The organism is Rhodovulum visakhapatnamense (assembly GCF_004365965.1).
Lineage (GTDB): Bacteria > Pseudomonadota > Alphaproteobacteria > Rhodobacterales > Rhodobacteraceae > Rhodovulum > Rhodovulum visakhapatnamense.
Map to the genome: position 1 here is coordinate 150,535 of NZ_SOEB01000004.1, position 24,412 is coordinate 174,946.

23 protein-coding genes are annotated in these 24,412 nt (G+C 67.0%); 13 read left to right on the forward strand and 10 right to left on the reverse strand.

Going from position 1 to position 24,412, the window contains the following annotated elements:
* Window positions 1-3: 3 nt before the first annotated feature.
* From hemW to rph, 3 genes are read right to left on the reverse strand one after another with little or no spacing between them, the layout of a single operon-like run.
* On the reverse strand, window positions 4-1,167 hold the full coding sequence (gene hemW, locus EV657_RS05260) for a radical SAM family heme chaperone HemW (protein ID WP_113669471.1): 1,164 nt from the start codon (window positions 1,165-1,167) through the stop codon (window positions 4-6).
* A complete protein-coding gene (gene rdgB / locus EV657_RS05265; RefSeq protein ID WP_134077337.1) occupies window positions 1,157-1,765 on the reverse strand; it encodes an RdgB/HAM1 family non-canonical purine NTP pyrophosphatase in 609 nt (202 codons plus the stop codon). Before rdgB ends, hemW begins: the two co-directional genes overlap by 11 nt.
* Before the next feature lie 3 nt (window positions 1,766-1,768).
* Window positions 1,769-2,485, reverse strand: a complete 717-nt coding sequence (rph, locus tag EV657_RS05270) for a ribonuclease PH (protein ID WP_134077338.1) — start codon at window positions 2,483-2,485, stop codon at window positions 1,769-1,771.
* Between the two features lie 158 nt (window positions 2,486-2,643).
* Here rph and hrcA point away from each other — a divergent pair, with 158 nt between their 5' ends.
* Both hrcA and EV657_RS05280 read left to right on the forward strand, forming a co-directional pair.
* On the forward strand, window positions 2,644-3,684 hold the full coding sequence (hrcA, locus tag EV657_RS05275) for a heat-inducible transcriptional repressor HrcA (protein WP_243627885.1): 1,041 nt from the start codon (window positions 2,644-2,646) through the stop codon (window positions 3,682-3,684).
* A 3-nt stretch (window positions 3,685-3,687) separates the two neighbouring features.
* On the forward strand, window positions 3,688-4,236 hold the full coding sequence (locus EV657_RS05280; RefSeq protein ID WP_075784148.1) for a nucleotide exchange factor GrpE: 549 nt from the start codon (window positions 3,688-3,690) through the stop codon (window positions 4,234-4,236).
* A 58-nt stretch (window positions 4,237-4,294) separates the two neighbouring features.
* Here EV657_RS05280 and mutS read toward each other — a convergent pair whose 3' ends face one another.
* Complete coding sequence (gene mutS, locus EV657_RS05285; protein WP_134077378.1) at window positions 4,295-6,925, reverse strand: DNA mismatch repair protein MutS; 2,631 nt, start codon at window positions 6,923-6,925, stop codon at window positions 4,295-4,297.
* Between the two features lie 173 nt (window positions 6,926-7,098).
* On the opposite strand from mutS, the gene EV657_RS05290 reads away from it, so the two are divergent.
* Window positions 7,099-9,357 (forward strand): NADP-dependent malic enzyme, encoded by a 2,259-nt coding sequence (locus tag EV657_RS05290; protein ID WP_075784150.1) that lies wholly within the window; start codon window positions 7,099-7,101, stop codon window positions 9,355-9,357.
* A 7-nt stretch (window positions 9,358-9,364) separates the two neighbouring features.
* On the opposite strand, the gene msrA is transcribed toward EV657_RS05290, so the two are convergent.
* Together msrA and EV657_RS05300 are read right to left on the reverse strand one after the other, a co-directional pair.
* Window positions 9,365-10,033 carry a peptide-methionine (S)-S-oxide reductase MsrA gene (msrA, locus tag EV657_RS05295; protein WP_113669466.1) on the reverse strand — a complete coding sequence of 223 codons (669 nt, stop codon included), beginning with the start codon at window positions 10,031-10,033 and terminating at the stop codon, window positions 9,365-9,367.
* Between the two features lie 126 nt (window positions 10,034-10,159).
* Window positions 10,160-11,392, reverse strand: coding sequence for an argininosuccinate synthase (locus tag EV657_RS05300; RefSeq protein WP_134077339.1), 1,233 nt, complete (start codon window positions 11,390-11,392; stop codon window positions 10,160-10,162).
* A 121-nt stretch (window positions 11,393-11,513) separates the two neighbouring features.
* Between EV657_RS05300 and ilvA the strand changes: the two genes are divergently transcribed.
* Window positions 11,514-12,761 carry a threonine ammonia-lyase IlvA gene (gene ilvA, locus EV657_RS05305; RefSeq protein ID WP_134077340.1) on the forward strand — a complete coding sequence of 416 codons (1,248 nt, stop codon included), beginning with the start codon at window positions 11,514-11,516 and terminating at the stop codon, window positions 12,759-12,761.
* Window positions 12,762-12,775: 14 nt separating this feature from the next.
* Here ilvA and EV657_RS05310 read toward each other — a convergent pair whose 3' ends face one another.
* The gene (locus tag EV657_RS05310) at window positions 12,776-13,105 is read right to left on the reverse strand and encodes an Hpt domain-containing protein (RefSeq protein ID WP_113669463.1); all 330 of its coding nucleotides are present in this window, start codon (window positions 13,103-13,105) and stop codon (window positions 12,776-12,778) included.
* Between the two features lie 163 nt (window positions 13,106-13,268).
* Here EV657_RS05310 and EV657_RS05315 point away from each other — a divergent pair, with 163 nt between their 5' ends.
* Window positions 13,269-14,531 (forward strand): PP2C family protein-serine/threonine phosphatase, encoded by a 1,263-nt coding sequence (locus EV657_RS05315; RefSeq protein WP_243627877.1) that lies wholly within the window; start codon window positions 13,269-13,271, stop codon window positions 14,529-14,531.
* Here EV657_RS05315 and EV657_RS05320 read toward each other — a convergent pair.
* Window positions 14,528-14,974 carry an NUDIX hydrolase gene (locus EV657_RS05320; protein WP_134077341.1) on the reverse strand — a complete coding sequence of 149 codons (447 nt, stop codon included), beginning with the start codon at window positions 14,972-14,974 and terminating at the stop codon, window positions 14,528-14,530. The genes EV657_RS05315 and EV657_RS05320 overlap by 4 nt on opposite strands.
* Before the next feature lie 75 nt (window positions 14,975-15,049).
* Between EV657_RS05320 and hslO the strand changes: the two genes are divergently transcribed.
* From hslO to EV657_RS05350, 6 genes are all read left to right on the forward strand, one after another.
* Window positions 15,050-16,054, forward strand: a complete 1,005-nt coding sequence (gene hslO, locus EV657_RS05325) for an Hsp33 family molecular chaperone HslO (protein ID WP_134077342.1) — start codon at window positions 15,050-15,052, stop codon at window positions 16,052-16,054.
* The gene (locus EV657_RS05330) at window positions 16,044-16,640 is read left to right on the forward strand and encodes an NUDIX hydrolase (protein ID WP_075784157.1); all 597 of its coding nucleotides are present in this window, start codon (window positions 16,044-16,046) and stop codon (window positions 16,638-16,640) included. The genes hslO and EV657_RS05330 overlap by 11 nt, the downstream gene beginning before the upstream one ends.
* A complete protein-coding gene (locus tag EV657_RS05335) occupies window positions 16,637-17,803 on the forward strand; it encodes a CCA tRNA nucleotidyltransferase (protein WP_134077343.1) in 1,167 nt (388 codons plus the stop codon). Before EV657_RS05330 ends, EV657_RS05335 begins: the two co-directional genes overlap by 4 nt.
* Window positions 17,804-17,889: 86 nt before the next feature.
* Window positions 17,890-19,731 (forward strand): ABC transporter ATP-binding protein, encoded by a 1,842-nt coding sequence (locus EV657_RS05340; protein ID WP_134077344.1) that lies wholly within the window; start codon window positions 17,890-17,892, stop codon window positions 19,729-19,731.
* Window positions 19,728-20,939 carry a class I SAM-dependent RNA methyltransferase gene (locus EV657_RS05345; RefSeq protein ID WP_134077345.1) on the forward strand — a complete coding sequence of 404 codons (1,212 nt, stop codon included), beginning with the start codon at window positions 19,728-19,730 and terminating at the stop codon, window positions 20,937-20,939. Before EV657_RS05340 ends, EV657_RS05345 begins: the two co-directional genes overlap by 4 nt.
* Window positions 20,940-21,007: 68 nt before the next feature.
* A complete protein-coding gene (locus EV657_RS05350) occupies window positions 21,008-21,502 on the forward strand; it encodes a L,D-transpeptidase family protein (RefSeq protein WP_113669457.1) in 495 nt (164 codons plus the stop codon).
* A gap of 46 nt (window positions 21,503-21,548) precedes the next feature.
* On the opposite strand, the gene dalA is transcribed toward EV657_RS05350, so the two are convergent.
* Window positions 21,549-22,085, reverse strand: a complete 537-nt coding sequence (gene dalA, locus EV657_RS05355; RefSeq protein WP_113669456.1) for a divisome-associated lipoprotein DalA — start codon at window positions 22,083-22,085, stop codon at window positions 21,549-21,551.
* A gap of 171 nt (window positions 22,086-22,256) precedes the next feature.
* Between dalA and EV657_RS05360 the strand changes: the two genes are divergently transcribed.
* Together EV657_RS05360 and EV657_RS05365 are read left to right on the forward strand one after the other, a co-directional pair.
* Window positions 22,257-22,844, forward strand: a complete 588-nt coding sequence (locus EV657_RS05360) for a L,D-transpeptidase (protein ID WP_075784162.1) — start codon at window positions 22,257-22,259, stop codon at window positions 22,842-22,844.
* Between the two features lie 134 nt (window positions 22,845-22,978).
* Window positions 22,979-23,158 carry a hypothetical protein gene (locus tag EV657_RS05365; protein ID WP_075784163.1) on the forward strand — a complete coding sequence of 60 codons (180 nt, stop codon included), beginning with the start codon at window positions 22,979-22,981 and terminating at the stop codon, window positions 23,156-23,158.
* A gap of 103 nt (window positions 23,159-23,261) precedes the next feature.
* Here the strand turns inward: EV657_RS05365 and hemH are convergent, their stop codons facing one another.
* Entirely contained in the window at window positions 23,262-24,353 is a 1,092-nt protein-coding gene (hemH, locus tag EV657_RS05370; protein WP_208323232.1) for a ferrochelatase, read from the reverse strand.
* Window positions 24,354-24,412: the final 59 nt, after the last annotated feature.

Genomic DNA, 24,412 nt, shown 5'->3' on the forward strand with positions numbered 1-24,412 from the left:
GGGTTAATCGGGCAGCAGCGCGCGGATTACCGCATTCAGCACAGCGCGGCCCGCGGCCGTGGCGCGTAGGAAACCCGCCTCGGCCCGGACCAGGCCAAGTTCGGACAACTCATTGATTTCTTTAGAATCCAACGGCACGCCCGCCAGCCTCTCGTAGCGCGTCAGCGACAGTCCACGGGCGAGGCGGAGCCCCATCATAAGATATTCGACACCCTGATCGGCAGGGGAAACCGGGCTTCGCGACAGCTCGCCCGTGCCGGTGCGGGCGACCCGGTCGAGCCAGGCGGCCGGGGCAAGCGGCGTGTCGGTTGCCAGCCGTGCGCCGTCCAGGGTCAACCGGCCATGGGCGCCGGGGCCGATTCCGGCATAGTCGCCCGCCTGCCAGTAAATCAGGTTGTGCCGCGACTCGGCACCGGGCCGGGCGTGGTTCGAGACCTCATAGGCGGGCATTCCGGCGGCGCCGCAGATTTCTTGCGTCAGGGCGTAAAGATCGGCGCCGAGATCTTCGTCGGGCAGGCCCTTCAGACCGCCGCGCGCCAGCCGGTCTCCAAAGGCGGTGCCGGGTTCGACGGTCAGCTGGTACATCGACAGGTGATCGGCGGCCATGGCCAGCGCTTCGGTCAATTCCTCGCGCCAGGCGGCGAGGGACTGGGCCTGCCGGGCATAGATCAGGTCGAAACTGACGCGGGGAAAGCGGGCGCGGGCGATCTCGAAGGCGGCGCGGGCCTCGGCTACGCTGTGCATCCGGCCGAGCCGCCTCAGGTCTGCATCGTTCAAGGCCTGGACGCCCAGCGAGACGCGGTTGACGCCGGCCTCGGCAAATCCCGTGAAACGTCCGGCCTCGACCGAGGTCGGATTGGCCTCGAGCGTGATTTCCATGTCATTCGCGGGGGTCCAGACAGACCGGGCGGTCTCGAGGATGGCGCCGACCAGGTCGGGGGCCATCAGGCTGGGGGTGCCGCCGCCGAAAAAGACGGTGTTCAGCACACGGGGGCCGGTTTCGGCGGCAAGGCGGCGGATTTCGGAAAGATAGGCGTCTTGCCAGCGTTTCGTGTCGATCTCGGCCGACACATGGCTGTTGAAGTCGCAATAGGGGCATTTCGACAGGCAGAACGGCCAGTGGACGTAAAGCCCGAACCCGCCTTCCTGCCAGTCTTCAGCGGTCAAACAGGCTCACCAGTTTCTCGAAGGCGCGGGCGCGGTGGCTGATCTTGTTCTTTTCCCAGCGGTCCATCTCGCCGAAGGTGATGTCGTAGCCTTCGGGCTGAAAGATCGGGTCGAAACCATGGCCCTGATCGCCGCGCATCGGCCAGACGATGCGGCCGGGCATGCGGCCCTCGAACACCTCGTCATGGCCGTCGGGCCAGGCCAGCACGAAGGTGCAGCAGAATTGCGCGGTCCGGGGCTCGGGGGCGTTGGCCTCCTGAAGTCTGGTCCAGACCTTTTCCATCGCCATCGGGAAGTCGCGACCAGAGCCTGTTTCGGCCCAATCGGCGGTATAGACGCCCGGGGCACCGTCCAGGGCATCGACCGCAAGGCCGCTATCGTCGGCCAAAGCGGGCAGGCCGGTCGCCTTCGCCGCCGCATGGGCCTTGATCCGCGCATTGCCGACGAATGTGTCCTCGGTTTCTTCGGGTTCGGGCAGGGCGTGGTCGGCGGCGCCGGTGACGGAAATGCCGAAAGGCTTCAGCAGATCGGCGATTTCTTCGAGCTTGCCGCTGTTATGGGTCGCCACCAGCAGCGTCTTTCCGTCAAACCGGCGCATGTCTCAGGCTCCGATCGCAGCTTTCTGGGCGGCGACCAGGTCGGCCACGCCCTTTTCGGCCAGATCGAGAAGCGCATTCATCTGTGCGCGGGTATAGGTCGAGCCTTCGGCCGACATCTGCACCTCGATCAGCTTGCCGGACCCGGTCATTACGAAATTGCCGTCGACGCCCGCTTCGCTGTCTTCGGGATAGTCCAGATCCAGCACCGGCTGACCTGCATAGATGCCGCAAGAGACGGCGGCGACCGGATCGACCAGCGGGTCCGAAATGACCTCGCCGGTCTTCATCAGCTTGTTCACGGCCAGCCGCAGCGCGACCCAGCCGCCGGTGATCGAGGCGCAGCGGGTGCCGCCATCGGCCTGGATCACGTCGCAGTCGACGGTGATCTGGCGTTCGCCAAGCGCCACGCGGTCGACGCCCGCGCGCAGGCTGCGGCCGATCAGGCGCTGGATCTCGACCGTGCGGCCGCCCTGCTTGCCCTGGGCGGCTTCGCGGCGCATCCGGGTGGTCGTGGCGCGCGGCAGCATCCCGTATTCGGCGGTGACCCAGCCCAGACCGCTGTTCTTGAGGAAGGGCGGAACGCGCTCTTCCAGCGTCGCGGTGCACAGGACATGGGTATCGCCCATGCGGATGAGGCAGGAGCCTTCGGCATGCTTGGTCACGCCGGTCTCGATTGAAACCGGGCGGAGTTCGCTTACATCACGACCTGATGGGCGCATCGGACTGTCCTTTCTTGGCGTTGGCGCTTTGCTCCCATGAGCCGGACGCCGATGCAACCCCGATTGATCGGGCCGATTGACGTGATCGGGATCTTCCCTTTAATGGCACCGCTTCGATGGAGGCGCGGCAGGTGAGCACCCAAGGCATTCTCGAAGAAATGAACGACCGCTCGCGCGAAGTGTTTCGCCGCGTGGTCGAGGGCTATCTCGAGTCCGGCGACCCGGTCGGGTCGCGCACGCTGACCCGGACGATGAGCGAGAAGGTCAGCGCCGCCACGATCCGCAATGTGATGCAGGATCTGGAATTCCTGGGTCTTCTGAACAGCCCCCATGTGTCGGCCGGGCGGGTGCCGACGCAGCTGGGGCTGAGGATGTTCGTTGACGGGCTTCTGGAGGTGCGCGATCTCAAGGAGGAAGACCGCGAGAAGATCGATGCGACGCTGGGGTCGAATACGTCCGATGTGGGGACGCTGCTCGACCGGGTGGGCGCGGCACTGTCGGGCGTGACCCATGGCGCAAGCCTCGTCCTGGCGCCGAAGCACGAGGCGCCGATCAAGCATATCGAATTCGTCAGCCTCGGGGCCGACCGGGCGCTGACGGTTCTTGTCTTTGCCGACGGCCATGTCGAGAACCGTCTGTTCCAGCCCGCGCCGGGGCAGACACCGTCCTCGATGCGGGAGGCCGCCAATTTCCTCAATGCGCTGGCCGAGGGGCGCACGCTCAGCGAGTTGCGCGAGGCGATGAAGGTCGAGATCGCGCGGCGCAGGCAGGAACTGGACGAGCTGGCACGCACCATGGTCGAGGCGGGGCTTGCGGTCTGGGAGAGCGAGGGTCAGGATCAGGCGCGGCTGATCGTGCGCGGCCGGGCGAACCTGCTGTCCGATCCGGCAGAGGCCGCCGATCTGGACCGGATCCGCAGCCTCTTCGACGATCTGGAACGCAAGCGCGACATTGCCGAATTCCTCGAACTGGCCGAAGAGGGCGAAGGCGTGCGCATCTTCATCGGCTCCGAGAACAAGCTTTTTTCACTTTCGGGTTCCTCTTTGGTGGTCTCTCCATATATGAACGCGGACCGTAAGATCATTGGCGCCGTGGGGGTGATCGGACCGACCCGGCTGAACTACGGGCGGATCGTGCCGATCGTGGACTATACCGCCCAGCTGGTGGGCAAGCTGATCGCCGACCGCGGCAAGGGATGAAAGATGGCAGAACCTGAAAAGACCGAACCCGAAGACCTTGCGACCGAGACCGCAGGCGAAACCGAAGCCCCCGAGATCACCCCGGCGGAGGTCGAGGCGCTGAGGGCCGAGCGGGACGAGCTTCGCGACCGGTTCATGCGGGCGCTGGCCGATGCCGAGAACGCCCGCAAGCGGGCCGACCGCGACCGCCGTGAGGCGGAGAATTACGGCGGCTCGAAACTCGCGCGCGACATGCTGCCGGTCTACGACAACCTCTCGCGGGCGCTGGAGGTCGTGACCGACGAACAGCGTGCGGCCAATGCGGCGCTGCTGGAAGGGGTCGAGCTGACCCTGCGCGAGCTTCTGAACGTCTTCTCCAAGCACGGGATCGTGCGGCTGGCGCCCGAAGTTGGCGACAAGTTCGATCCGCAGCATCATCAGGCGATGTTCGAGGCCCCGGTGCCCGGCACGAAGGCGGGCGACATCATCCAGGTGATGGCCTCGGGCTTCATGCTGCATGACCGGCTTTTGCGTCCGGCGCAGGTGGGCGTCTCGTCGACACCGGCCTCCTGAGACCTAACTGTTTCCTGTGAAACGCCCGGCGCATAGGCCGGGCGTTTTTCTTTCGGCGCTAGTCCGGCCGCGCCAGGGCCTTCAGTTCGTAAAGCAGCTCCAGCGCTTCGCGCGGGGTCAGTTCGTCGGGATGGATGGCCGACATCCGGTCTTCCAGCGGCGAGGGGCCGGCCGGCACCGGGGCAGGGCGCTGCGGGATCGCGGCGGCCGAGAACAGCGGCAGATCGTCGATCAGCGTGGCATGGGACCGCCCGCCCTCGCGCTCGCCGCGCTCCAGCGCGTCCAGCACCACCCGGGCCCGGTCCACGACGCTGTCGGGCAGGCCCGCCAGCCGCGCCACCTGCACCCCGTAGGACCGGTCGGCCGCGCCCTTGCGGACCTCGTGCAGGAAGATCACGTCGCCTTCCCATTCCTTGACCGCCACGGTCGCGTTCTCGACCCCCGCCAGCTTTTGCGCCAGCGCGGTCATCTCGTGGTAATGGGTGGCGAAGAGCGCGCGGCAGCGGTTCGTGTCGTGCAGGTGTTCCAGCGTCGCCCAGGCGATCGACAGCCCGTCATAGGTGGCGGTGCCGCGCCCGATCTCGTCAAGGATCACCAGCGCGCGGTCATCGGCCTGATTGAGGATCGCGGCGGTCTCGACCATCTCGACCATGAAGGTGGACCGGCCCCGCGCCAGATCGTCCGAGGCGCCGACCCGGCTGAACAGCTGCGACACCAGCCCGATATGGGCCGAGGCGGCGGGCACGAAGCTGCCCGCCTGCGCCAGCAGCGCGATCAGCGCGTTCTGCCGCAGGAAGGTTGACTTACCGGCCATGTTGGGCCCGGTCAGCAGCCAGATCGCGGCACCTTGCCCGCCTTGGGCCAGGTCGCAATCGTTGGCGATGAAGGGCGCGCCGCCCTGACGCCGCAGCGCCCGTTCGACCACCGGATGCCGGCCTGCGGTCACGGCAAAGGCGCGGCTGTCATCGACCAGCGGTTCGCACCAGTCCTCGCCCCGGGCCAGATCGGCAAGGCTTGCCGTCAGGTCGATCTCGGCCAGCGCGGCGGCGGCCTGCCCGACCGGCCCGGCCTCGGTCAGGATCGCCGCCCGGAGGTCGTCGAAAAGGCGCTTTTCGATTTCCAGCGCCCGGTTGCCCGCGTTCAGGATGCGGGTTTCCAGTTCAGACAGCTCGACCGTTGTAAAGCGCAGCGCATTGGCCGTGGTCTGGCGGTGAATGAAGGTGTCCGACAGCGGCGGCGACAGCATCCGCTCGGCATGGGTCGCGGTCACCTCGATGAAATAGCCCAGCACGTTGTTGTGCTTGATCTTCAGCGAGGAAATGCCGGTCTCGTCGATGAACCCTGCCTGCATACGCGCGATCACGCCCCGGCCCTCGTCGCGCAGCGTTCGTGCCTCGTCGAGACCCTCGTCATAACCGGTGGCGATAAAGCCGCCATCCCGTGCCAGCAGCGGCGGTTCGGCCACCAGCGCCCGGTCGAGCAGGTCGACCAGCGCGTCATGCCCGGTCAGCGAGCGACGCGCCTCGGCGATCAGGGCTGGCAGATCGCAGCCCAGCCGGTCGGCCAGCGCGCCCGCCTGGGTCAGCCCCGTACGGATCGCGGCCAGATCGCGCGGCCCGCCCCGGTCGAGCCCAAGCCGCGACAGCGCCCGGTCCATGTCCGGGCATTTCCGCAACTCGTCGCGCAGCGCATTGCGCAGCCCGGAATCCTCAACCAGTGCGCGGACCGCATCGAGCCGCGCGCGGATCGTCGGCAGATCGCGCGAGGGGCTGGAAAGCCGCCGTTCCAGCAGCCGCGCGCCTGAGGCGGTGACGGTTCGGTCGATGGCGGCCAGCAGGCTGCCCTCACGCCCGCCGGAAAGGCTGGCCGTCAGTTCCAGATTGCGCCGGGTCGCGGCGTCGATCTGCATGGTGCCGCCCATCGCCTCGCGCACCGGCGGGCGCAACAGCGGCAGCTTGCCCTTCTGGGTGATCTCCAGATAGTCGACCAGCGCGCCCATCGCCGACAGCTCGGCCCGGCCGAAGCTGCCGAAGCCTTCGAGCGTGCCGACCGAGAACAGCGCGGTCAGCCGCTTTTCGGCCGAGGCGCTGTCGAAGCTCATGCGCGACAGCGGGGTCACGGCGGCGCCCGCATCAGAGACTGCCTCGGCCCAATCGCGTTCGGTGGCCTCGTTCAGCAGCACCTCGCGCGGGGCAAGCCGGGCCAGTTCGGCGCCCAGCCGCACGCCCGGGCAACCGATCACCCGGAATGCGCCGGTCGAGATGTCGACCCAGGCCAGGGCGGCTTCGCCCCGGACCTCGGCGAAGGCGGCCAGGAAGTTGTGGCGCCGGGCCTCCAGAAGGCTTTCCTCGGTCAGGGTGCCGGGCGTGACCAGCCGGACCACGTCGCGTTTCACGACCGATTTCGACCCGCGCTTCTTCGCCTCGGCCGGGTCTTCCATCTGTTCGCAGACCGCGACCCGGAACCCCTTGCGGATCAGCGTCAGCAGATAGCTTTCGGCGGCATGGACCGGCACGCCGCACATCGGGATGTCCTCGCCCAGATGCTTGCCGCGTTTGGTCAGCGCGATGTCCAGCGCCTCGGCCGCGGCCACGGCGTCGTCGAAGAACATCTCGTAGAAATCGCCCATTCGGTAGAACAGCAGCGCGCCGGGATGGGCGGCCTTGATGTCCAGATATTGCGCCATCATCGGTGTGACGGATGCGCCGGCTTCGGTCACGGAACCCCCCTGTCGCTGGTCCGCGGACCTTACAAATCCGACCCTGCGGCGAAAAGCGGGAAATCCATGTCGATTTTCAAGTCTATTGAGGCGCGGGCGCCGGAGGGTTAAGACGCTTTTCACCTAGGAGGAGACCCCCGACAATGGCCGAGAAGTCCAAGATCACACCGGAAGAAGCGCTGAGCTATCATATCGAGCCCGTGCCGGGGAAATACGAGATCGTGGCGACCAAGCCCATGACCACCCAGCGCGATCTCAGCCTGGCCTACAGCCCGGGGGTCGCGGTGCCGGTGCAGGCCATCGCCGACGCGCCCGAGACCGCCTATGACTACACCACCAAGGGCAACATGGTCGCCGTCATCTCGAACGGCACCGCGATCCTCGGCATGGGCAATCTGGGCGCGCTGGCCTCGAAGCCGGTGATGGAGGGCAAGTCGGTCCTGTTCAAGCGCTTTGCCGATGTGAACGCGGTCGATATCGAGCTGGACACCGAGGACCCGGAAGAGATCATCCGGGCGGTGCGGCTGATGGGGCCGACCTTCGGCGGGATCAATCTCGAGGACATCAAGGCGCCCGAGTGTTTCATCATCGAGCAGCGGCTCAAGGAAGAGATGGACATTCCGGTCTTCCATGACGACCAGCACGGCACGGCGGTGATCTGCGCGGCGGGGCTGATCAACGCGCTGCATCTGTCGGGCAAGAAGATCGAGGATTGCAAGATCGTCCTGAACGGCGCGGGTGCGGCCGGGATCGCCTGCCTGGAACTGATCAAGGCTATGGGGGCGAAGCATGACAACTGCATCGCCTGCGACACCAAGGGCGTGATCTACCAGGGCCGCACCGAGGGCATGAACCAGTGGAAATCGGCCCATGCCGCCAAGACCGACGCGCGCACGCTGGAAGACGCGATGGTGGGGGCGGATGTCTTCCTGGGCGTCAGCGCCAAGGGCGCGGTGACGCCCGAGATGGTGGCCTCGATGGCCGAGAACCCGGTGATCTTCGCGATGGCGAACCCCGATCCCGAGATCACGCCCGAAGAGGCGCAGGAGGTGCGGCCCGACGCCATCGTCGCGACCGGGCGGTCGGACTATCCGAACCAGGTCAACAACGTGCTGGGCTTTCCCTATCTCTTCCGCGGGGCGCTGGATATCCATGCCCGGGCGATCAATGACGAGATGAAGATCGCCTGCGCCGACGCGCTGGCCGCACTCGCCCGCGAGGACGTGCCCGACGAGGTCGCGATGGCCTATGGCACCAAGCTGACCTTCGGGCGCGACTATATCATCCCGACGCCCTTCGATCCTCGGCTGATCTACACCATTCCGCCGGCGGTGGCGCGGGCCGGGATGGATACCGGCGTCGCTCGGCGGCCGATCGTCGACATGGACGAATACGAACAGCGGCTGAAAGCGCGGATGGACCCGACGGCTTCGGTCCTGTCGGGGATCGCGGCGCGGGCCAAGGCGGCGCAGGCCCGGATGATCTTTGCCGAGGGCGATGACGAACGCGTGCTGCGCGCCGCCGTCAGCTATCACCGCGCGGGCTATGGCCAGGCCATCGTCGTCGGCCGCGAGGCCGAGGTGAGGGAAAAGCTGCAGCAGGCGGGGCTTGCCGATGCCTATCGCGAACTCGAGGTGGTGAACGCGGCCAATACCGGCCATCTCGAGGCCTATCGGTCGTTCCTGTACCAGCGCCTGCAGCGCAAGGGCTACGATACCCATGACATCAACCGGCTGGCCGCGCGCGACCGGCACGTCTTTTCGGCGCTGATGCTGGCCAATGGCCATGGCGATGCGCTGGTGACCGGGGCGACCCGGAAATCGGCCCATGTGCTGGAACTGATCAATCACGTCTTCGATGCCCGCGCCCAGGACGGCGCGGTCGGCGTGACCGCTCTGCTGCACAAGGGCAAGATCGTCTTCATCGCCGATACGCTGGTGCATGAATGGCCCGAGGAAGAGGATCTGGCCAATATCGCCGTGCACGCGGCCAATGTCGCACGCGGTTTGGGGATCGAGCCGCGCGTGGCCTTCCTCAGCTTCTCGACCTTCGGCTATCCGGTCAGCGAGCGCGCGACCAAGATGCATCGCGCCTCGGAGGTGCTGGCCAGACGCGGGGTCGATTTCGAATTCGACGGCGAGATGACCGTCGATGTGGCGCTGAACCCGGTGGCGATGGCGCGCTATCCGTTCTGCCGCCTGTCGGGGCCTGCAAACGTGCTGGTGGTTCCGGCCCGGCATTCGGCCTCGATCTCGGTCAAGCTGATGCAGGAGATGGCCGGGGCCACGGTGATCGGCCCGATCCTTGCCGGTGTCGACAAGCCGATCCAGATCTGTTCCACGGTCTCGACCGTCAACGACATCCTGAACATGGCGCTGCTTGCCGCCTGCGAGGTCGGGTAAGCGCGCGTCACGAGGCTCCGGCAAAGGGCGCGGCGTCGCCCCAAAGCGCCCGCACCCTTTCGTCGCGCCCGCAGCCCGCGCGATAAAGCTTGTAGGCCTCGGCCTTGGTCTTGGGCCCGAACCGGGTCAGGATCAGGTCGCGGCTCTTGTAATAGTCCTGGTGATAGGCCTCGGCTTTCCAGAAGGTCGCGGCGGGCAATATCTCGGTCGCGATCCCGGACCCGAGCGCCCGCCCGGCCTTGCCCTTTTCGGCCTCTGCCACGCGCCGTTCGGCCGGATCAGAGACGAAAATCGCGGTCCGGTAGGTTTCGCCCCGGTCGCAGAACTGACCGCCCGCATCGGTCGGATCGACCGAGCGGAAGAACAGCTCGACCAGCCTTTCATAGCTGACCACGTCCGGATCGTAGGTGATCTTTACCGCCTCGACATGGCCGGTGCCGCCGCGCGCCACCTGCCGGTAGGCGGGATGGTCGACATGACCGCCGGTATAGCCCGAGACGACGTCGCTCACGCCCCGGACCTTCTCGAAATCGGCCTCGACGCACCAGAAGCAGCCGCCTGCGAAGATCGCTGTCTGCGGCTCGGCGGCCTGGGCGCGATGGCCCTGTGCGATATGGCCCAGGGCGATGGCCGCGATCAGCAAGGCCGTTCTGATGGTTCCGAAGGACGTGCCCATGAAGGCCTCCCTTTCCCGATATCGTCGAGGAAAAGGATAGAGCCCCCGGGAAATCGCGCGAAACGCAAAAGCGCGTGAACTCGCGAAAGCGGGGCCGGCCCGCGCAGGACCGGTCCCTGAAGCGGATCAGCCCTTCAACTTGCGGTTCCGCGTCGCCAGCAGGCGCAGGCGCAGGGCGTTCAGCTTGATGAAGCCCGCCGCATCCTTCTGGTCGTAGGCGCCGGCGTCGTCTTCGAAGGTGACGTGGCTTTCGGAATAAAGCGAGGCCTCGGACCAGCGGCCGACGGTGCGGACCGAGCCCTTGTAGAGCTTCAGCCGGACGGTGCCCGAGACGTGTTCCTGGCTCTTGTCGATCAGCGCCTGCAGCATCTCGCGTTCGGGGCTGAACCAGAAGCCGTTATAGATCAGCTCGGCATATTTCGGCATCAGCTCGTCTTTCAGATGCGCCGCGCCAAGGTCGAGCGTGATCTGCTCGATGCCACGATGGGCCTCGAGAAGGATCGTGCCGCCGGGCGTCTCGTAGATGCCGCGCGACTTCATGCCGACGAAGCGCCCCTCGACCAGATCGAGCCGACCGATGCCGTGCTTGCCGCCCAGCTCGTTCAGCTTGGTCAGGACCGTGGCGGGCGACATCGCCTCGCCGTTGATCGCGACCGCGTCGCCCTTCTCGAAGGTGACCTCGATATATTCAGGCTCGTTCGGCGCCTTTTCGGGGTCGACGGTGCGCTGATAGACGTAATCGGGCGCCTCTTCGGCGGGGTTTTCCAGAACCTTGCCCTCGGACGAGGTGTGCAGGAGGTTCGCATCGACCGAGAAGGGGGCCTCGCCGCGCTTGTCCTTGGCGATCGGGATCTGGTTTTCCTCGGCGAAGGCCAGGAGCTTGGTCCGGCTGGTCAGCGACCATTCCCTCCAGGGGGCGATCACCTTGATTTCCGGGTTCAGCGCATAGGCCGACAGCTCGAACCGGACCTGGTCGTTGCCCTTGCCGGTGGCGCCATGGGCCACGGCATCGGCGCCGGTCGCCTCGGCGATCTCGATCAGGCGCTTGGAAATCAGCGGCCGCGCGATCGAGGTGCCCAGCAGGTACAGCCCCTCATAAACCGCATTGGCACGGAACATCGGGAAGACGAAGTCGCGCACGAATTCCTCGCGCAGATCCTCGATGAAGATCTCCTTGGCGCCCATCATCTCGGCCTTCTTGCGGGCGGGCTCGAGTTCCTCGCCCTGGCCCAGATCGGCGGTAAAGGTCACCACCTCGCAGCCGTATTCGGTTTGCAGCCATTTCAGGATGATCGAGGTGTCGAGACCCCCGGAATAGGCCAGGACGACTTTCTTGGGCGCGGACTTGGGCGCAGACATGGGGCGACCTTTCGTCATTCGGATATCGGGCGGCGGATAGCTCTTTTCCGGGGCCAGAGCAAGGGAACCCGCGCGCAACGGGACGCTTGCGCGCGCAGGGCGAACGCGCCAATGCTGCGGCATGACCGAGTTTGCCGAAAAGGCCCGCGCCGCCGAAAAGGCGATGCGCGCGCTGTTCCCGCCCACACCGCTGCAACGCAACGTGCACCTGTCCGAACGCTACAAGGCCGATATCTGGCTCAAGCGCGAGGATCTCAGCCCGGTGCGGTCCTACAAGCTGCGCGGCGCCTTCAACGCGATGCGCAAAGCGCTGGAAGGTGCCACCGAGGCACCGGTCTTTGTTTGCGCCAGCGCCGGGAACCACGCCCAGGGCGTGGCCTTCGCCTGTCGGCATTTCGGGGTCCGGGGCGTGATCTTCATGCCGGTGACGACGCCCGACCAGAAGATCGGCAAGACCCGGATCTTCGGCGGCGAGAATATCGAGATCCGCCTGACCGGCGACTATTTCGACAACACGCTGGCCTCGGCCCAGGCCTATTGCCGCGAAGTGGGCGGGCATTTTCTTGCGCCCTTCGACGACGAGGACGTGATCGAGGGGCAGGCCTCGGTCGCGGTCGAGATGATGTCTGTGCTGTATCACACCCCCGATCTGGTGATTCTGCCGGTGGGCGGCGGCGGTCTGGCCGCCGGGGTCGTGTCCTTCCTGCGCGAGACCGCGCCCGGGATCGGCTTCCGGTTCGTCGAGCCAGCGGGCGGCGCCTCGCTGACCGCCGCGCTGGCCGAGGGCGGGCCGGCGACCCTGCCCAAGGTCGATACCTTCGTCGACGGGGCGGCGGTGGCCCGGATCGGCGCGCGCACCTTCGAGCGGCTGCGCGGGATCGACCCGGCGCATGTGCTGCTGGCGCCCGAGGACCGGATCTGCACCACCATCCTCGATCTGTTGAATGTCGAGGGGATCGTTCTGGAACCCGCGGGCGCGATGTCGGTCGATGTGCTGCCGGGGCTGGCCGAGGAGATCGAGGGCAAGTCGGTGATCTGCGTCACCTCGGGCGGCAATTTCGATTTCGAGCGGCTGCCCGAAGTGAAGGAACGCGCCCAGCGGTTTTCGGGCGTGAAGAAGTATTTCATCCTGCGGATGCCGCAGCGGCCCGGTGCATTGCGCGATTTTCTCGATCTTCTGGGGCCCGAGGACGATATCGCGCGTTTCGAATATCTGAAGAAATCGGCGCGCAATTTCGGCACCGTCCTGATCGGGATCGAAACGACGGAGGCGCGCAATTTTGCAGCGCTTTTCGCGCGGATGGAGGCGCAGGGCCTGACCTATCGCGATATTACCGAGGACCCGACGCTCGCCGATTTCCTGATCTGACGGGCGCCTGCTCGTCAGGCGACGTCGCGGCGCGTGCGGACCCTGCCCAGAAGCTCGACCTTCGAACTGGCATAGGCCGCGGTCAAGGGCACCAGATCGACGTTCTGGCCCTGGGCCAGCTGGCGTTCGATGCCCTGACAGAGCACGCAGAAATCCTTGAACCCGAGATTGAGCGCAGAGCCGCGCACGAAATGCAGATCGGCGGCCAGATCGGCCGGGTCGCGCCCCGGCGCCACACGCTCGATCACCTCGTCGACCTCTTCGAGAAAAAGATCGAGCACCTCGTCGAACGCGTCTTCGCCGACTTCGTCCCGCAACTCGTCAACGCGAGTCCAGTCGATCATCGCACATACTCCATCGCCTTGCCTCTCCGTCGGCCCGGAGGCTAGCCGAGACCGCTTAACGGGGTCTTAGCCCATATCTGGACAGATGGGTCTAATTCGCGCGTTCATGGGGCGTTAAGTCGGCGGCTTTATGAACTAAAGCCAGATCAGGACCGGGACTCCCGTGAACGCCCAGCCAGACCCGACGCATCTCGACCCTGCCAAGGCCAGTCTCGTGCGACTGGTTCTTCTGGTCGATGACAGCCGCCTGCAACGGCGGATCCTGCGCGCATCGCTGGAACGCTGGGGATATGAGGTCGCCGAATGCGGCTCGGCCGAAGAGGCTTTGGATATTTGCCGCGACCGGCCGGTCGACCTGATCATCAGCGACTGGATGATGCCGGGCATGAACGGCCCCGAGTTCTGCCAGGCCTTTCGCGATTTGCCGCGCGAAAGCTACGGCTATTTCATCCTGCTGACCTCGAAATCCGAAATGGTCGAGATGATCCACGGGCTCGATGTCGGGGCCGACGAATTCCTGACCAAGCCGGTCAATGCCAGCGAGTTGCGTGCCCGGATCGCCTCGGGCGAACGCATCCTCCGGATGGAACATCAGCTGCGCGACAAGAACCGCCTGCTGACCGATGCGCTGGCCGAATTGCGCACGCTTTACGACGCGCTCGACCGCGATCTGGTCGAGGCGCGCAAGCTTCAGCAATCGCTGGTGCCCGAACGCCACCGCCGGTTCGGCGGGTGCGAGGTGTCGCTTCTGCTGCGCCCTTGCGGCCATGTCGGCGGCGATCTGGTCGGGTTCTTTCCCGCCGGGCCGGGCGAGGTCGGGGTGTTCTCGGCCGATGTGTCGGGCCACGGGATCAGTTCGGCCATGCTGACCGCGCGTCTGGCGGGGCTTCTGGGCTCGCGGTCGCCCGATCAGAACATCGCGCTGGAACCCGCGCCCGGGGGCAGCTATCGCGCCCGCCCGCCCGCCGAGGTCGCCGCGCATCTCAACCGGCTGTTTCTCGAGGATATCGAGACCGAACATTATTTCACGCTGCTGCTGGCCTTCGTCACGCTGGACACCGGGCAGATGCGGTTCGTTCAGGCCGGGCATCCGCATCCGGTGGTGCAGCGCGCGGATGGGGCGCTTGACTATCTGGGCGAAGGCGGGCTGCCGCTGGGCCTGATCCCGGGCGCCAACTTCGAAAGCTGCGAAGTCCGGCTTGCGCCGGGCGACCGGGTTCTTCTGGTGTCGGACGGCATCACCGAATGCCCGGCGCCGGACGGCGCCCAACTGGGCGACGAAGGCCTGCGTCGGCTGATCGAGGCCAATGCCGGGGTGCGCGGCCCGGCCTTCCTCGATGCGATCCAGACCGGGCTGACCGCCTTTGCGGGCGGCCGCGGCGAATTCCCCGATGACGTTTCGGCCGTGCTGTTCGAGGTCGGCTAGCGCGCCAGCCCCAGCCACCGCCGCACCGCATGGCGGTCGCCGGCATTGCCAAGCTGTCGCGCGGCCACGCCGGCCGGCATCCACAGCGCGGTATGCCCGGGCTCGCTGGGCGGACCATAGGGGCGGACCGGACGGCCAAGATAGATGGTGCAGAGCTTCTCCGCCCAGATGTCGTATTCGGGCATGTAGGTGAAGCGCCGGAATGCGCCCAGCCGCCGACGCAGCTCGATCTTCCAGCCGGTTTCCTCGAACACCTCGCGATGCAGCGCCTGCAGGGGCGACTCGCCCGGGTCGATGCCGCCGCCGGGCAGCTGGTATTCGGGCACCGGCCTTTGCTGATGAGTGACCAGCAAGAGCCCGTCGCGTTCCAGAAGGGCGTAGGCGCCCTGTCTCAGCTTGTAGCTCTGGTCCGCCCTGACCGCCTCGCCGAATCGCCGGATCATTGCCGCCTCTTTGTGCTTTCGTTGCCGCGTCTATATAAGGCGGGTATGCCAAGGCCCAGAGCCCAAGGGAACCTCATGTCCATCGGATCGAAGATCGCCTGGGACGATACCGTCCTTCCTTTCCAGCTTGACCGCAGCGACGTTCGCGGGCGGGTCGCCCGACTGGACGGCGTGCTCGACCATGTGCTGGCGCAGCACGACTACCCGCCTTTGATCGAGGCGCTGGTGGCCGAGATGGCGCTGCTGACCGCGCTGATCGGGCAGACCATCAAACTGCGCTGGAAGCTGAGCCTTCAGGTCCGGGGCGATGGCCCCGCGCGGCTGATCGCGACCGATTACTATGCGCCGTCCGAGGATGGCGCCCCGGCCCGCATCCGCGCCTATGCCAGCTTCGACAAGGACCGGCTGGACCCTTCGGCCGACCCGTTCTCGCAGATCGGGCAGGGTTATTTCGCCGTGCTGCTCGACCAGGGGCCGGGCACGGTGCCCTATCAGGGCATCACGCCCATTGCCGGTGGCTCGCTTTCGGCCTGTGCAGAGACGTATTTCGCCCAGTCCGAGCAGTTGCCGACCCGCTTCGCGCTCAGCTTCGGGCGGGCGATGCTGCCTGGGTCGGGCAAGGGCGAGCATTGGCGCGCGGGCGGGGTGATGCTGCAGCTGATGCCCAGGGCCTCGATCCCGCAAAGCCCCGAGGGCGGCAGCGGCGAGGAGGGTCTGCTTCAGGCCGAGGACATGCTGGAGGGCGCCCAGGCCGAACACTGGAAGCGCGCCAACATCCTGCTCGACACCGTCGAGGAAATCGAACTGGTCGGGCCGCGCGTGCAGCCGACCGACCTGCTGGTGCGGCTCTTTCACGAGGAGCGCCCGCGGGTCTTCGACCCGCAGCCGGTGCAGTTCGGCTGTACCTGTTCCGAGGCGCGGGTCCGGCAGAGCCTGTCGATCTATTCGGCCAAGGATATCGGCCACATGACGACGCCCGAGGGTGTGGTGACCGCCGATTGCCAGTTCTGCGGCGCGCATTACGTGCTGGACCCGGCGACGCTGGGCTTCGAGGCGGAGAAGGACCCCGATGCCGAGTGACCCGTTCGAGGCGCTGGCCGCGGCGCTGGCCCGGCCGGGGCGCGAAACCTCGGACCACGACCTGAACCCGGGATTTGCATTGCCCGAGGGGCGGGTGCTGCGCCCGGCGGCGGTGCTGGTCGGCCTCGTGCCGGGGCCGGACGGGGTGCAGCTGATCCTGACCAAACGGTCGTCGCGGCTGACCCACCATCCCGGCCAGATCGCCTTTCCCGGCGGCAAGCTGGAACCGGGCGAACAGCCGGTCGCGGCGGCGCTGCGCGAGGCGCGCGAGGAAATCGGCCTGCCCGAAAGCCATGTCGAGGTGCTGGGCACCATGCCGCCGCACGAGACGGTGACCGCCTTTACCGTGACGCCCGTGCTGGCCCGGCTGCGGCCGGATTTCCTGCGGGTGCCCGAGGCAGGAGAGGTCGACGAGGTCTTCGACGTGCCCTTCGACCATGTCCGCGACCCCGCCCGGTTTTCGATCCAGTACCGGATCTGGCGAGGCCAGCGGCGCTATTATTACACCGTGCCCTACGGCCCCTATTACATCTGGGGCGCGACCGCCCGCATCCTGCGCGCGCTGGCCGACCGAGTGGCGTCATGACGCGCGTCTTCGGCGACTGGTTCTTCGCCGACCACACCCAGGCGGTCTGCGCAGTGCTGACCCGCGCCGGATACCGGGCGCTTTTCGTCGGCGGCTGTGTGCGCAACGCGCTTCTGGGCGTGCCGGTGACCGATATCGACATCGCCACCGATGCCCGGCCCGAAACCGTCATGGCGCTGGCCGAGGCCGCCGGGCTGAAGGCGGTGCCGACCGGGTTCGACCATGGCACGGTCACGGTCGTGGCGGGGCATCTGCCGCATGAGGTGACCACCTTCCGGCGCGATGTCGAAACCTTCGGCCGCCGCGCCGTCGTGGCCTTCGCCGACAGTCCCGAGGAAGACGCCCGCCGCCGCGACTTCACCATGAACGCGATCTATGCCACGCCCGAGGGCGCGGTGATCGATCCCCTTGGCGGTCTTGCGGATCTTGCGGCGCGGCGGGTCAGGTTCATCGACGATGCCGATGCGCGGATCCGCGAGGACTTTCTGCGCATCCTGCGCTTTTTCCGGTTTCATGCCTGGTATGGCGATGCCGAGGCGGGGCTCGACCCTGACGGTCTGGCGGCCGCGGCCGCGAATTCGGCCGGAATAGAGACGCTTTCGAAGGAACGGATCGGCGCCGAGATCCGCAAGCTGCTGGCGGCGCCCGACCCCGCACCCAGCGTCGCGGCGATGGCGGCGGCGGGGGTTCTGGCGCGGACCCTGCCCGGGGCCGATCCGCGCGCCCTGCCGGTTCTGGTGGCTCTCGAACAGGCGCAAGGGCTGCCCCCCGATCCTGTCCGGCGGCTGGCGACGCTGGGCGGCGAGGCCCCGGCCAAACGGCTGCGCCTGAGCAAGGCCGAGGCCCGGCGCCTGGAGCGGTTGACGGGTGCTGCGGGGCAGATGGCGGGTGCCGCCGAGCTGGCCTACCGGCTGGGCCCGGACATGGCGCGCGATGCGGTGCTGTTGCGCTCTGCCGCGCTGGGCCAACCGCTGTCCGGCGATCTGGCATCCGAGCTTGCCCGGGGCACCGCCGCCCGGTTTCCGCTCAGCGCGGCCGATCTGATGCCCGGGTTCGACGGTCCGGCGCTGGGCGCGGCGCTCAAGCGGCTTGAGGCGGACTGGGTCGCCTCGGGCTTCCGGCTGAGCGCGGCCGAACTGATCGCCCGCGCCCGGCAGGGATAGGCGCGGGTCGCGCCCCCCTGTTCGCGGGGTGTTCCTCTTGCCCGGCCGCCCCTGTAAGCTTTGCCCGTCCCGAACGAGATCCCGCCATGTTCCGCTATTTCGAAAACCTGATCGACCCCTATGCGCCCTATGCGCAGAGCGATACGCCGCCGAACCGGCTCTGGCCGTTTCTCGCGGCCTATATGTGGCCGTTCCGCAAGGTTTTTGCGGTGGCGGCGGTGCTGGCGCTGCTGGTGGCCATTGTCGAGATCTGGCTGATCGACGTCATGGGTCGGCTGGTCGACATGCTGTCCTCGGGCACGCCCGAGCAGGTCTGGCAGGAGCACGGCCTGTCGCTGATCGGGCTGGCACTGTTCATCCTGGTCCTCAGGCCCGCGCTGCAGGCGCTGGACGTGGCAGTGCTGAACAACGCGATCATGCCCAATTTCGGCACGCTGATCCGCTGGCGCGCCCATGCCCATGTGCTGCGCCAGTCCGTTGGCTGGTTCGAGAACGACTTTGCCGGGCGGATCGCCAACCGCCAGATGCAGACGCCCCCCGCTGCGGGCGAGGCGGTGTTCCAGATCTTCGATGCCATCGCCTTTGCCTTGGCCTATGTCGGCGGCGCGCTGGTGCTGCTGGGGCAGGCCGACCCGCGGCTGATGCTGCCGCTTCTGGCCTGGCTTGCGCTTTATGCGGTGCTGGTGCGCTGGACGATGAAGAACATCGCCGTGGCCTCGAAGGCCTCGTCCGATGCGCGCAGCACCGTCACCGGCCGGGTGGTCGATGCCTATACCAACATCCATTCCGTCAAGCTTTTCGCCCATCACGACAGCGAGCTTGGTTATGCCAAGGAGGCGATCGAGGATCTGCGCAAGGCCTTCGGCACCGAGATGCGGATCATCACCAAGATGGATGTGGCGCTGACCGCGCTGAACGGGTTCCTGATCGTCGGCGTCGTCGGCTGGGCCATCGCGCTGTGGATGCAGGGTCAGGCCAGTGTCGGCGTGGTGGCGGCGGCGACCGCGCTGACGCTGAGGCTGAACGCGACGACCGGCTGGATCATGTGGGCGCTGTCGAGCTTCTTCCGCTCGCTCGGGGTGATCTCGGAAGGGATGGAGACCATTGCCCAGCCGATCGAGCTGGTCGATGCGCCGGACGCGGCCGCGCTTGCGTTCCGCGAGGGCCGGATCGAGATGCGCGCGCTGACCCACCATTACGGGCGCGGCTCGGGCGGGCTCGACCGGATCGATCTGGTGCTGAAACCGGGCGAAAAGGTCGGGCTCGTGGGCCGTTCGGGCGCCGGGAAATCGACCCTCGTCAAGCTGCTTTTGCGGTTCTACGACCCCGAGGGCGGGCAGATCCTGATCGACGGGCAGGACATCACCCGTGTCACCCAGGAAAGCCTGCGCCGCCAGATCGGAATGGTCAGCCAGGATGCAAGCCTGATGCATCGGTCGGTGCGCGACAACATCCTTTATGGCCGCCCCGAAGCCAGCGAGGACGAGATGATCGCGGCCGCGAAGCACGCCGAGGCACATGACTTCATCCTCGATCTGCAGGACCCCGACGGGCGGCGCGGCTATGACGCCCATGTCGGCGAGCGCGGCGTCAAGCTGTCGGGCGGTCAGCGGCAGCGGGTGGCGCTGGCCCGGGTGATCCTCAAGGACGCGCCGATCCTGGTGCTGGACGAGGCGACCTCGGCGCTCGATTCCGAGGTCGAGGCGGTGATCCAGAAGACGCTTTACGGGGTGATGGAGGGCAAGACCGTGATCGCCATCGCGCACCGGCTGTCGACCATCGCCCATATGGACCGGATCGTGGTTCTGGACGGCGGCCACATCGCCGAGGACGGGACCCATGCCGCCTTGCTGGCGAAGGACGGGCTTTACGCCCGGTTCTGGGCGCGGCAGTCGGGCGGCTTCATCGGAACGGAGGCGGCCGAGTGAGCCATCGGATCGAGAGGCTGTCGCTGAAGGGCGAGGGGCTGACCGGCGACGGTCTGACCGTGGCCTTGGCGCTGCCCGGAGAAGAGGTCGAGGGCGAGGCCGATAACGGCCGCATCGCCCGGCCGCGGATCGTGACGCCGGTCGCCGACCGGGTGCGGCCGCCCTGCCGCCATTTCGCGTCTTGCGGCGGCTGCGCGCTGCAGCACGGGTCCGACGCCTTCGTGGCGGGCTGGAAGACGCAGGTCGTCGAACGGGCGCTTGCGGGGCAGGGGCTCGAGGCGCCGGTGCGGCCGATCCTGACCTCGCCGCCCGCCAGCCGCCGCCGCGCGGTGCTGGCCGGGCGGCGTACCAAGAAGGGCGTACTGGTGGGCTTTCACGCCCGTGCCTCGGACGTGGTGACCGAGATCCCGGATTGCAGGTTGCTGCATCCCGATCTGATGGCGGCGCTGCCCGCCGCTGCCGCCGCGACCCTTCTGGGCGCTTCGCGCAAGGGGGCGCTGGCGATCACGGTGACACGGTCGGAAGACGGGGTCGACATGGCGGTGGCCGAGGCGAAACCGCTGGACACCGCGCTGCGGATCGACCTGGCGGCCCTGGCCGAAACCCACGATCTGGCGCGGCTGAGCTGGAACGGCGAGCAGCTGGCCGAACGCCGTCCGCCCCGTCAGGCGATGGGCCGGGCCCATGTCGTGCCGCCTGCGGGTGCCTTCCTGCAGGCGACAGAGGCGGGACAGGCGGCGCTGACCCAGGCGGTGCGCGAGGCGCTGGACGGGGCGCGCAAGGTCGCCGACCTGTTCGCCGGGGCGGGCACCTTCGCGCTGCCGCTGGCCGAGACCGCCGAGGTGCAGGCGGTCGAGGGCTCGGCCGCGATGCTGGCCGCGCTCGACCGGGGCTGGCGCGGCGCGCCGGGGCTGAAACGGGTCACGACCGAGGCGCGCGATCTTTTCCGCCGCCCGCTTCTGCCCGTCGAACTGGCCCGGGTCGAGGCCGTGGTCATCGACCCGCCGCGCGCCGGGGCCGAGGCGCAATGCGCCGAGATCGCCCGGGCGGATCTGGCCCGGGTGGCGATGGTCTCGTGCAATCCGGTGACCTTCGCGCGCGATGCGAAACGGCTCTGTTCCGGCGGATTCCGGCTGGACTGGGTGCAGCCGGTCGACCAGTTCCGCTGGTCGGGCCATGTCGAGCTGGCGGCGCAGTTCTCGCGCTGATCGCGCTTTTGGCCGTCCAACGCTTGCGCTAGACTGGTTCGAAACATCAAGGGCGCGAGCAGACCCCAATGATCGACCGACGCGCGTTTCTGACGCTGACCGCCATGGCGGCCCTTGCGGGCTGCAGTTCGAAGTTCAAGACCTATGACGGCCCCGAGGTCACCCGGGTCGTGGTGATGAAGGGGCAGCGGGCGCTGTACCTGCTGCACCACGATCAGGTGCTGAAGGCCTACCGCATCTCGCTGGGCTATGCCCCGGTCGGCGACAAGCAGATCGAGGGCGACGGCAAGACGCCGGAGGGGCGCTATCACATCGACCGCCGCAACCCCGACAGCGAGTTCCACCTGTCGATCGGGATTTCCTATCCGAACGAGGCCGATATCGAAGAGGCCAAGGCGCTGGGCAGGAAACCCGGCGGCGACATCTTCATTCACGGGCGCGCCCGCAAGAACCGGCGCCGCAAGGGCGACTGGACGGCCGGGTGCATCTCGGTCACCGATGCCGAGATGGAGGACATCTATGCGATGGTGCGCGACGGCACGGTGATCGACATCTTCCCCTGATCGCCGCGCCGCGAGGCGGGACCTTGCGGCCCCGCCGACGCCGGGGTCAGGCGCCGGACCCGGCGGTGGTGCGCTGTCCGGTGACCAGCGTCCACCAGATCTTGCCGTTCATTTCCTGATAGAAGGCGAAGCCCAGATCGGTCGCCTGCGGATCGAGGATGATGTTCCGGGTATCGGATTCCTCCATCCAGGCGGCCAGCGTCTCGAGTTCGGTCTCGTAGGTCTCCGAGATGTCCTCGCCGCGCAATTGGCCCTGATAGCCCGCCCGGGCCACCCGGTCGAGCGGTGACGACCCGTCCGAGCCGAAATGCCAGGGCCGGTTCTGCACCGACATGTCGCGCGAATGGGTGGCGGCCGCGGCGTTCAGCCGCGAATCGAGCTCGAGCGGCGTGAGGCCCCGCGCCTGGCGCAGCGCATTGATCGAGTCGAGCATCCGGTACTGGATCTTGCCCTGGTCGGACCGCGAGATCCGGTAGACCGTCGGCAGAGGCTTGCCGTCGGGACCGATGCGAACCTCTCCCCCTGTCGAGCAGGCGGAGAGCGCGAAAAGAACGGCCACGAGGCCCAAAGCCGGTCGTATCATAAGAAAAACCCCAAGAGTCGGTCTTTTGGTCTTTAGCCGCTTGCGCAGGCGTGTTCAAACCCTTCGCGCGGCGATCTGCCAGGAGTGACGCCGGTTTGAATTGCTCCGCCCGATGGGTAACCTTATGGTCAGGCCGAACTTCCAGAAAAGACGCGACATTCGGAGCGCAAGATGACGACCCGTTCGACCCGCGGCCTTACCCGCCGCCATTTCCTCGCCGGCACGGCCCTTGCCGTGACCGCGGGACCTGCCCTCGCCAACACCACCGAGATAGAGCCCGATCTGACCGACATGGTGCGCCGCAACATCTCGAGCTTCCGGGCGCTCGACTGGCATCCCTATTTCTCAAACCTGAAGAACGGCGCGATCCTGGTGGACACCACCTCGCGCGCGCTGCATTTCTGGTCGGAGGACGGCTCGATCTACAAGCTGTACCCGACCTCTGTGCCGCTGTCCGAAGACCTGACCCGGCGCGGCCGCACCAGCGTCGTGCGCAAGGTCGAGGGGCCGGACTGGCGGCCGACCCCTGCGATGAAGCAGCGCAACCCCGAATGGCCGGACTATGTGCCGCCGGGTCCGGACAACCCGCTGGGAACCCACGCGCTTTATCTGGGGTGGACCTATTACCGGATCCATGGCACCCATGACACGCGCAAGATCGGGCGCCGGTCCTCGAACGGCTGCATCGGTCTTTACAACGAGCACATCGCCGAGCTTTTCGGCCTCGCCAAGGTGGGGGCTCAGGTGTTGCTAATTTGACGACATCGCGGACGTCTTTGGGGCAGGCCGCTGCGGTCGATTGCAAGCATCCGGGCCCATCCCTTACAGAGAAAATACATGTGTAGGATGCCGCGAAGGGGAGAGTCCCTGCGCTGCTGTTACAGGAGAGACAGATGAAGAAAATCGCCCTTGCCGCCGCCTTCGCGGTTGCCGCCACCTCCGCCTTCGCCGGCGGCTACTCCGAGCCGATGATCGAGCCGGAAGTGATCGCTCAGGACACCTCGTCCTCGGCCCAAGGCATCCTGGTGCCGGTTCTGGCCCTGATCCTCATCGCCGCCGTCGCGTCGAACTGAGATCAGTCCGCAAGGACACGAAAAAGGCGGTGGCCGGGAGCCACCGCCTTTTTTGTTGTCTGCTGTCCAAGCGACCGGGGCGCAGCCGCGGCGGCAGGGCGACTCAGTCGGCCCAGCCGCGCAGATTGGACTTCACGATCTCGCCCAGCGCCCGGATATGGGCGTCGTCGTCGTTGAGGCAGGGAATGTAGGTGAACTTCTCGCCGCCCGCCTCCTCGAAGCTCTCGCAGATCTCCTCGTTGATCTCCTCAAGCGTCTCGATGCAATCGGCCGAGAAGGCGGGCGCGATCACCGCGATGCGCTTCTTGCCGGCCTGTGCCAGCCGGGCCACCTCTTCGACGGTATAGGGCTGCAGCCATTCCTCGGGGCCGAAGCGCGACTGGAAGGTCGTGGTGATGCGGCTGTCATCCCAGCCGAGCCGTTCCTTCAGCAGCCGCGTCGTCTTGAGGCAATGGCAGTGATAGGGGTCGCCCTCGGTCAGATAGCGCTGCGGCACCCCGTGATAGGAGCAGACCAGGATGTCGGGTTCGTGCTCGGCCGCGGCATAGGCCCGCTCGACCGAGGCGGCCAGCGCCGAGATGTAAAGCGGGTCGTCGAAATAGGTGCTGACGGTGCGCACGTCGGGCTGCCATTTCTCGTCCATCAACGCCTTGAAGAAGCTGTCGCAGGCGGTGGCCGAGGTGGTGCCGGAATATTGCGGGTACAGCGGGAAGAACAGGATCTTCTGACAGCCCTTTTCCAGCAGCGACCGGACCCGGGCACGGGTCGAGGGGTTGCCGTAGCGCATGCAGAAATCGACCACGACGCGGTCGCCATAGGTCGCCTTCAGCTCGGCGGCCAGCTTGGCGGTCTGCGACTTGGTGATCGTCATCAGCGGGCTTTCGTCGGCCTCGTGATTCCAGATCGACCGGTAGTTCTCGCCGGACGCGAAGGGCCGCTTGGTCAGCACCACCAGCTGCAGAAGCGGCTGCCAGACCCAGGGCGAATAGTCGATCACCCGCTTGTCGGACAGGAATTCGTTCAGATACCGGCGCATCGACCAGTAGTCATAGCCGTCCGGTGTGCCCAGATTGGCCAGCAGCACACCCACGCGCGCCGGAGGCACCAGCGGGTGATCGTCGGGCCCGTGCAGGGGCCGTGTCTCGGTCAGACCGGAAGCCGCGGGTTTCCGCCCGTCTTGGTTGGAATCAAACATCGCCTTGGTCCCGGTATCGCGTCTGTCGAGCCTCAAACTCTCAATCCTCCCGGAAATAT

Bases quoted from the DNA above. Each gene is read 5' to 3' on its own strand.
- EV657_RS05280 (WP_075784148.1), top strand. From the start codon at position 3,688: ATGGCAGAACCTGAAAAGACCGAACCCGAAGACCTTGCGACCGAGACC.
- mutS (WP_134077378.1), bottom strand. From the start codon at position 6,925: ATGATGGCGCAATATCTGGACATCAAGGCCGCCCATCCCGGCGCGCTG.
- hslO (WP_134077342.1), top strand. From the start codon at position 15,050: ATGTCCATCGGATCGAAGATCGCCTGGGACGATACCGTCCTTCCTTTC.
- EV657_RS05320 (WP_134077341.1), bottom strand. From the start codon at position 14,974: ATGATCCGGCGATTCGGCGAGGCGGTCAGGGCGGACCAGAGCTACAAG.
- EV657_RS05310 (WP_113669463.1), bottom strand. From the start codon at position 13,105: ATGATCGACTGGACTCGCGTTGACGAGTTGCGGGACGAAGTCGGCGAA.
- EV657_RS05300 (WP_134077339.1), bottom strand. From the start codon at position 11,392: ATGTCTGCGCCCAAGTCCGCGCCCAAGAAAGTCGTCCTGGCCTATTCC.
- msrA (WP_113669466.1), bottom strand. From the start codon at position 10,033: ATGGGCACGTCCTTCGGAACCATCAGAACGGCCTTGCTGATCGCGGCC.
- EV657_RS05335 (WP_134077343.1), top strand. From the start codon at position 16,637: ATGACGCGCGTCTTCGGCGACTGGTTCTTCGCCGACCACACCCAGGCG.
- EV657_RS05290 (WP_075784150.1), top strand. From the start codon at position 7,099: ATGGCCGAGAAGTCCAAGATCACACCGGAAGAAGCGCTGAGCTATCAT.
- ilvA (WP_134077340.1), top strand. From the start codon at position 11,514: ATGACCGAGTTTGCCGAAAAGGCCCGCGCCGCCGAAAAGGCGATGCGC.
- dalA (WP_113669456.1), bottom strand. From the start codon at position 22,085: ATGATACGACCGGCTTTGGGCCTCGTGGCCGTTCTTTTCGCGCTCTCC.
- hrcA (WP_243627885.1), top strand. From the start codon at position 2,644: ATGAACGACCGCTCGCGCGAAGTGTTTCGCCGCGTGGTCGAGGGCTAT.
- EV657_RS05350 (WP_113669457.1), top strand. From the start codon at position 21,008: ATGATCGACCGACGCGCGTTTCTGACGCTGACCGCCATGGCGGCCCTT.
- rph (WP_134077338.1), bottom strand. From the start codon at position 2,485: ATGCGCCCATCAGGTCGTGATGTAAGCGAACTCCGCCCGGTTTCAATC.
- EV657_RS05360 (WP_075784162.1), top strand. From the start codon at position 22,257: ATGACGACCCGTTCGACCCGCGGCCTTACCCGCCGCCATTTCCTCGCC.
- EV657_RS05340 (WP_134077344.1), top strand. From the start codon at position 17,890: ATGTTCCGCTATTTCGAAAACCTGATCGACCCCTATGCGCCCTATGCG.
- EV657_RS05365 (WP_075784163.1), top strand. From the start codon at position 22,979: ATGAAGAAAATCGCCCTTGCCGCCGCCTTCGCGGTTGCCGCCACCTCC.
- rdgB (WP_134077337.1), bottom strand. From the start codon at position 1,765: ATGCGCCGGTTTGACGGAAAGACGCTGCTGGTGGCGACCCATAACAGC.
- hemH (WP_208323232.1), bottom strand. From the start codon at position 24,353: ATGTTTGATTCCAACCAAGACGGGCGGAAACCCGCGGCTTCCGGTCTG.
- EV657_RS05330 (WP_075784157.1), top strand. From the start codon at position 16,044: ATGCCGAGTGACCCGTTCGAGGCGCTGGCCGCGGCGCTGGCCCGGCCG.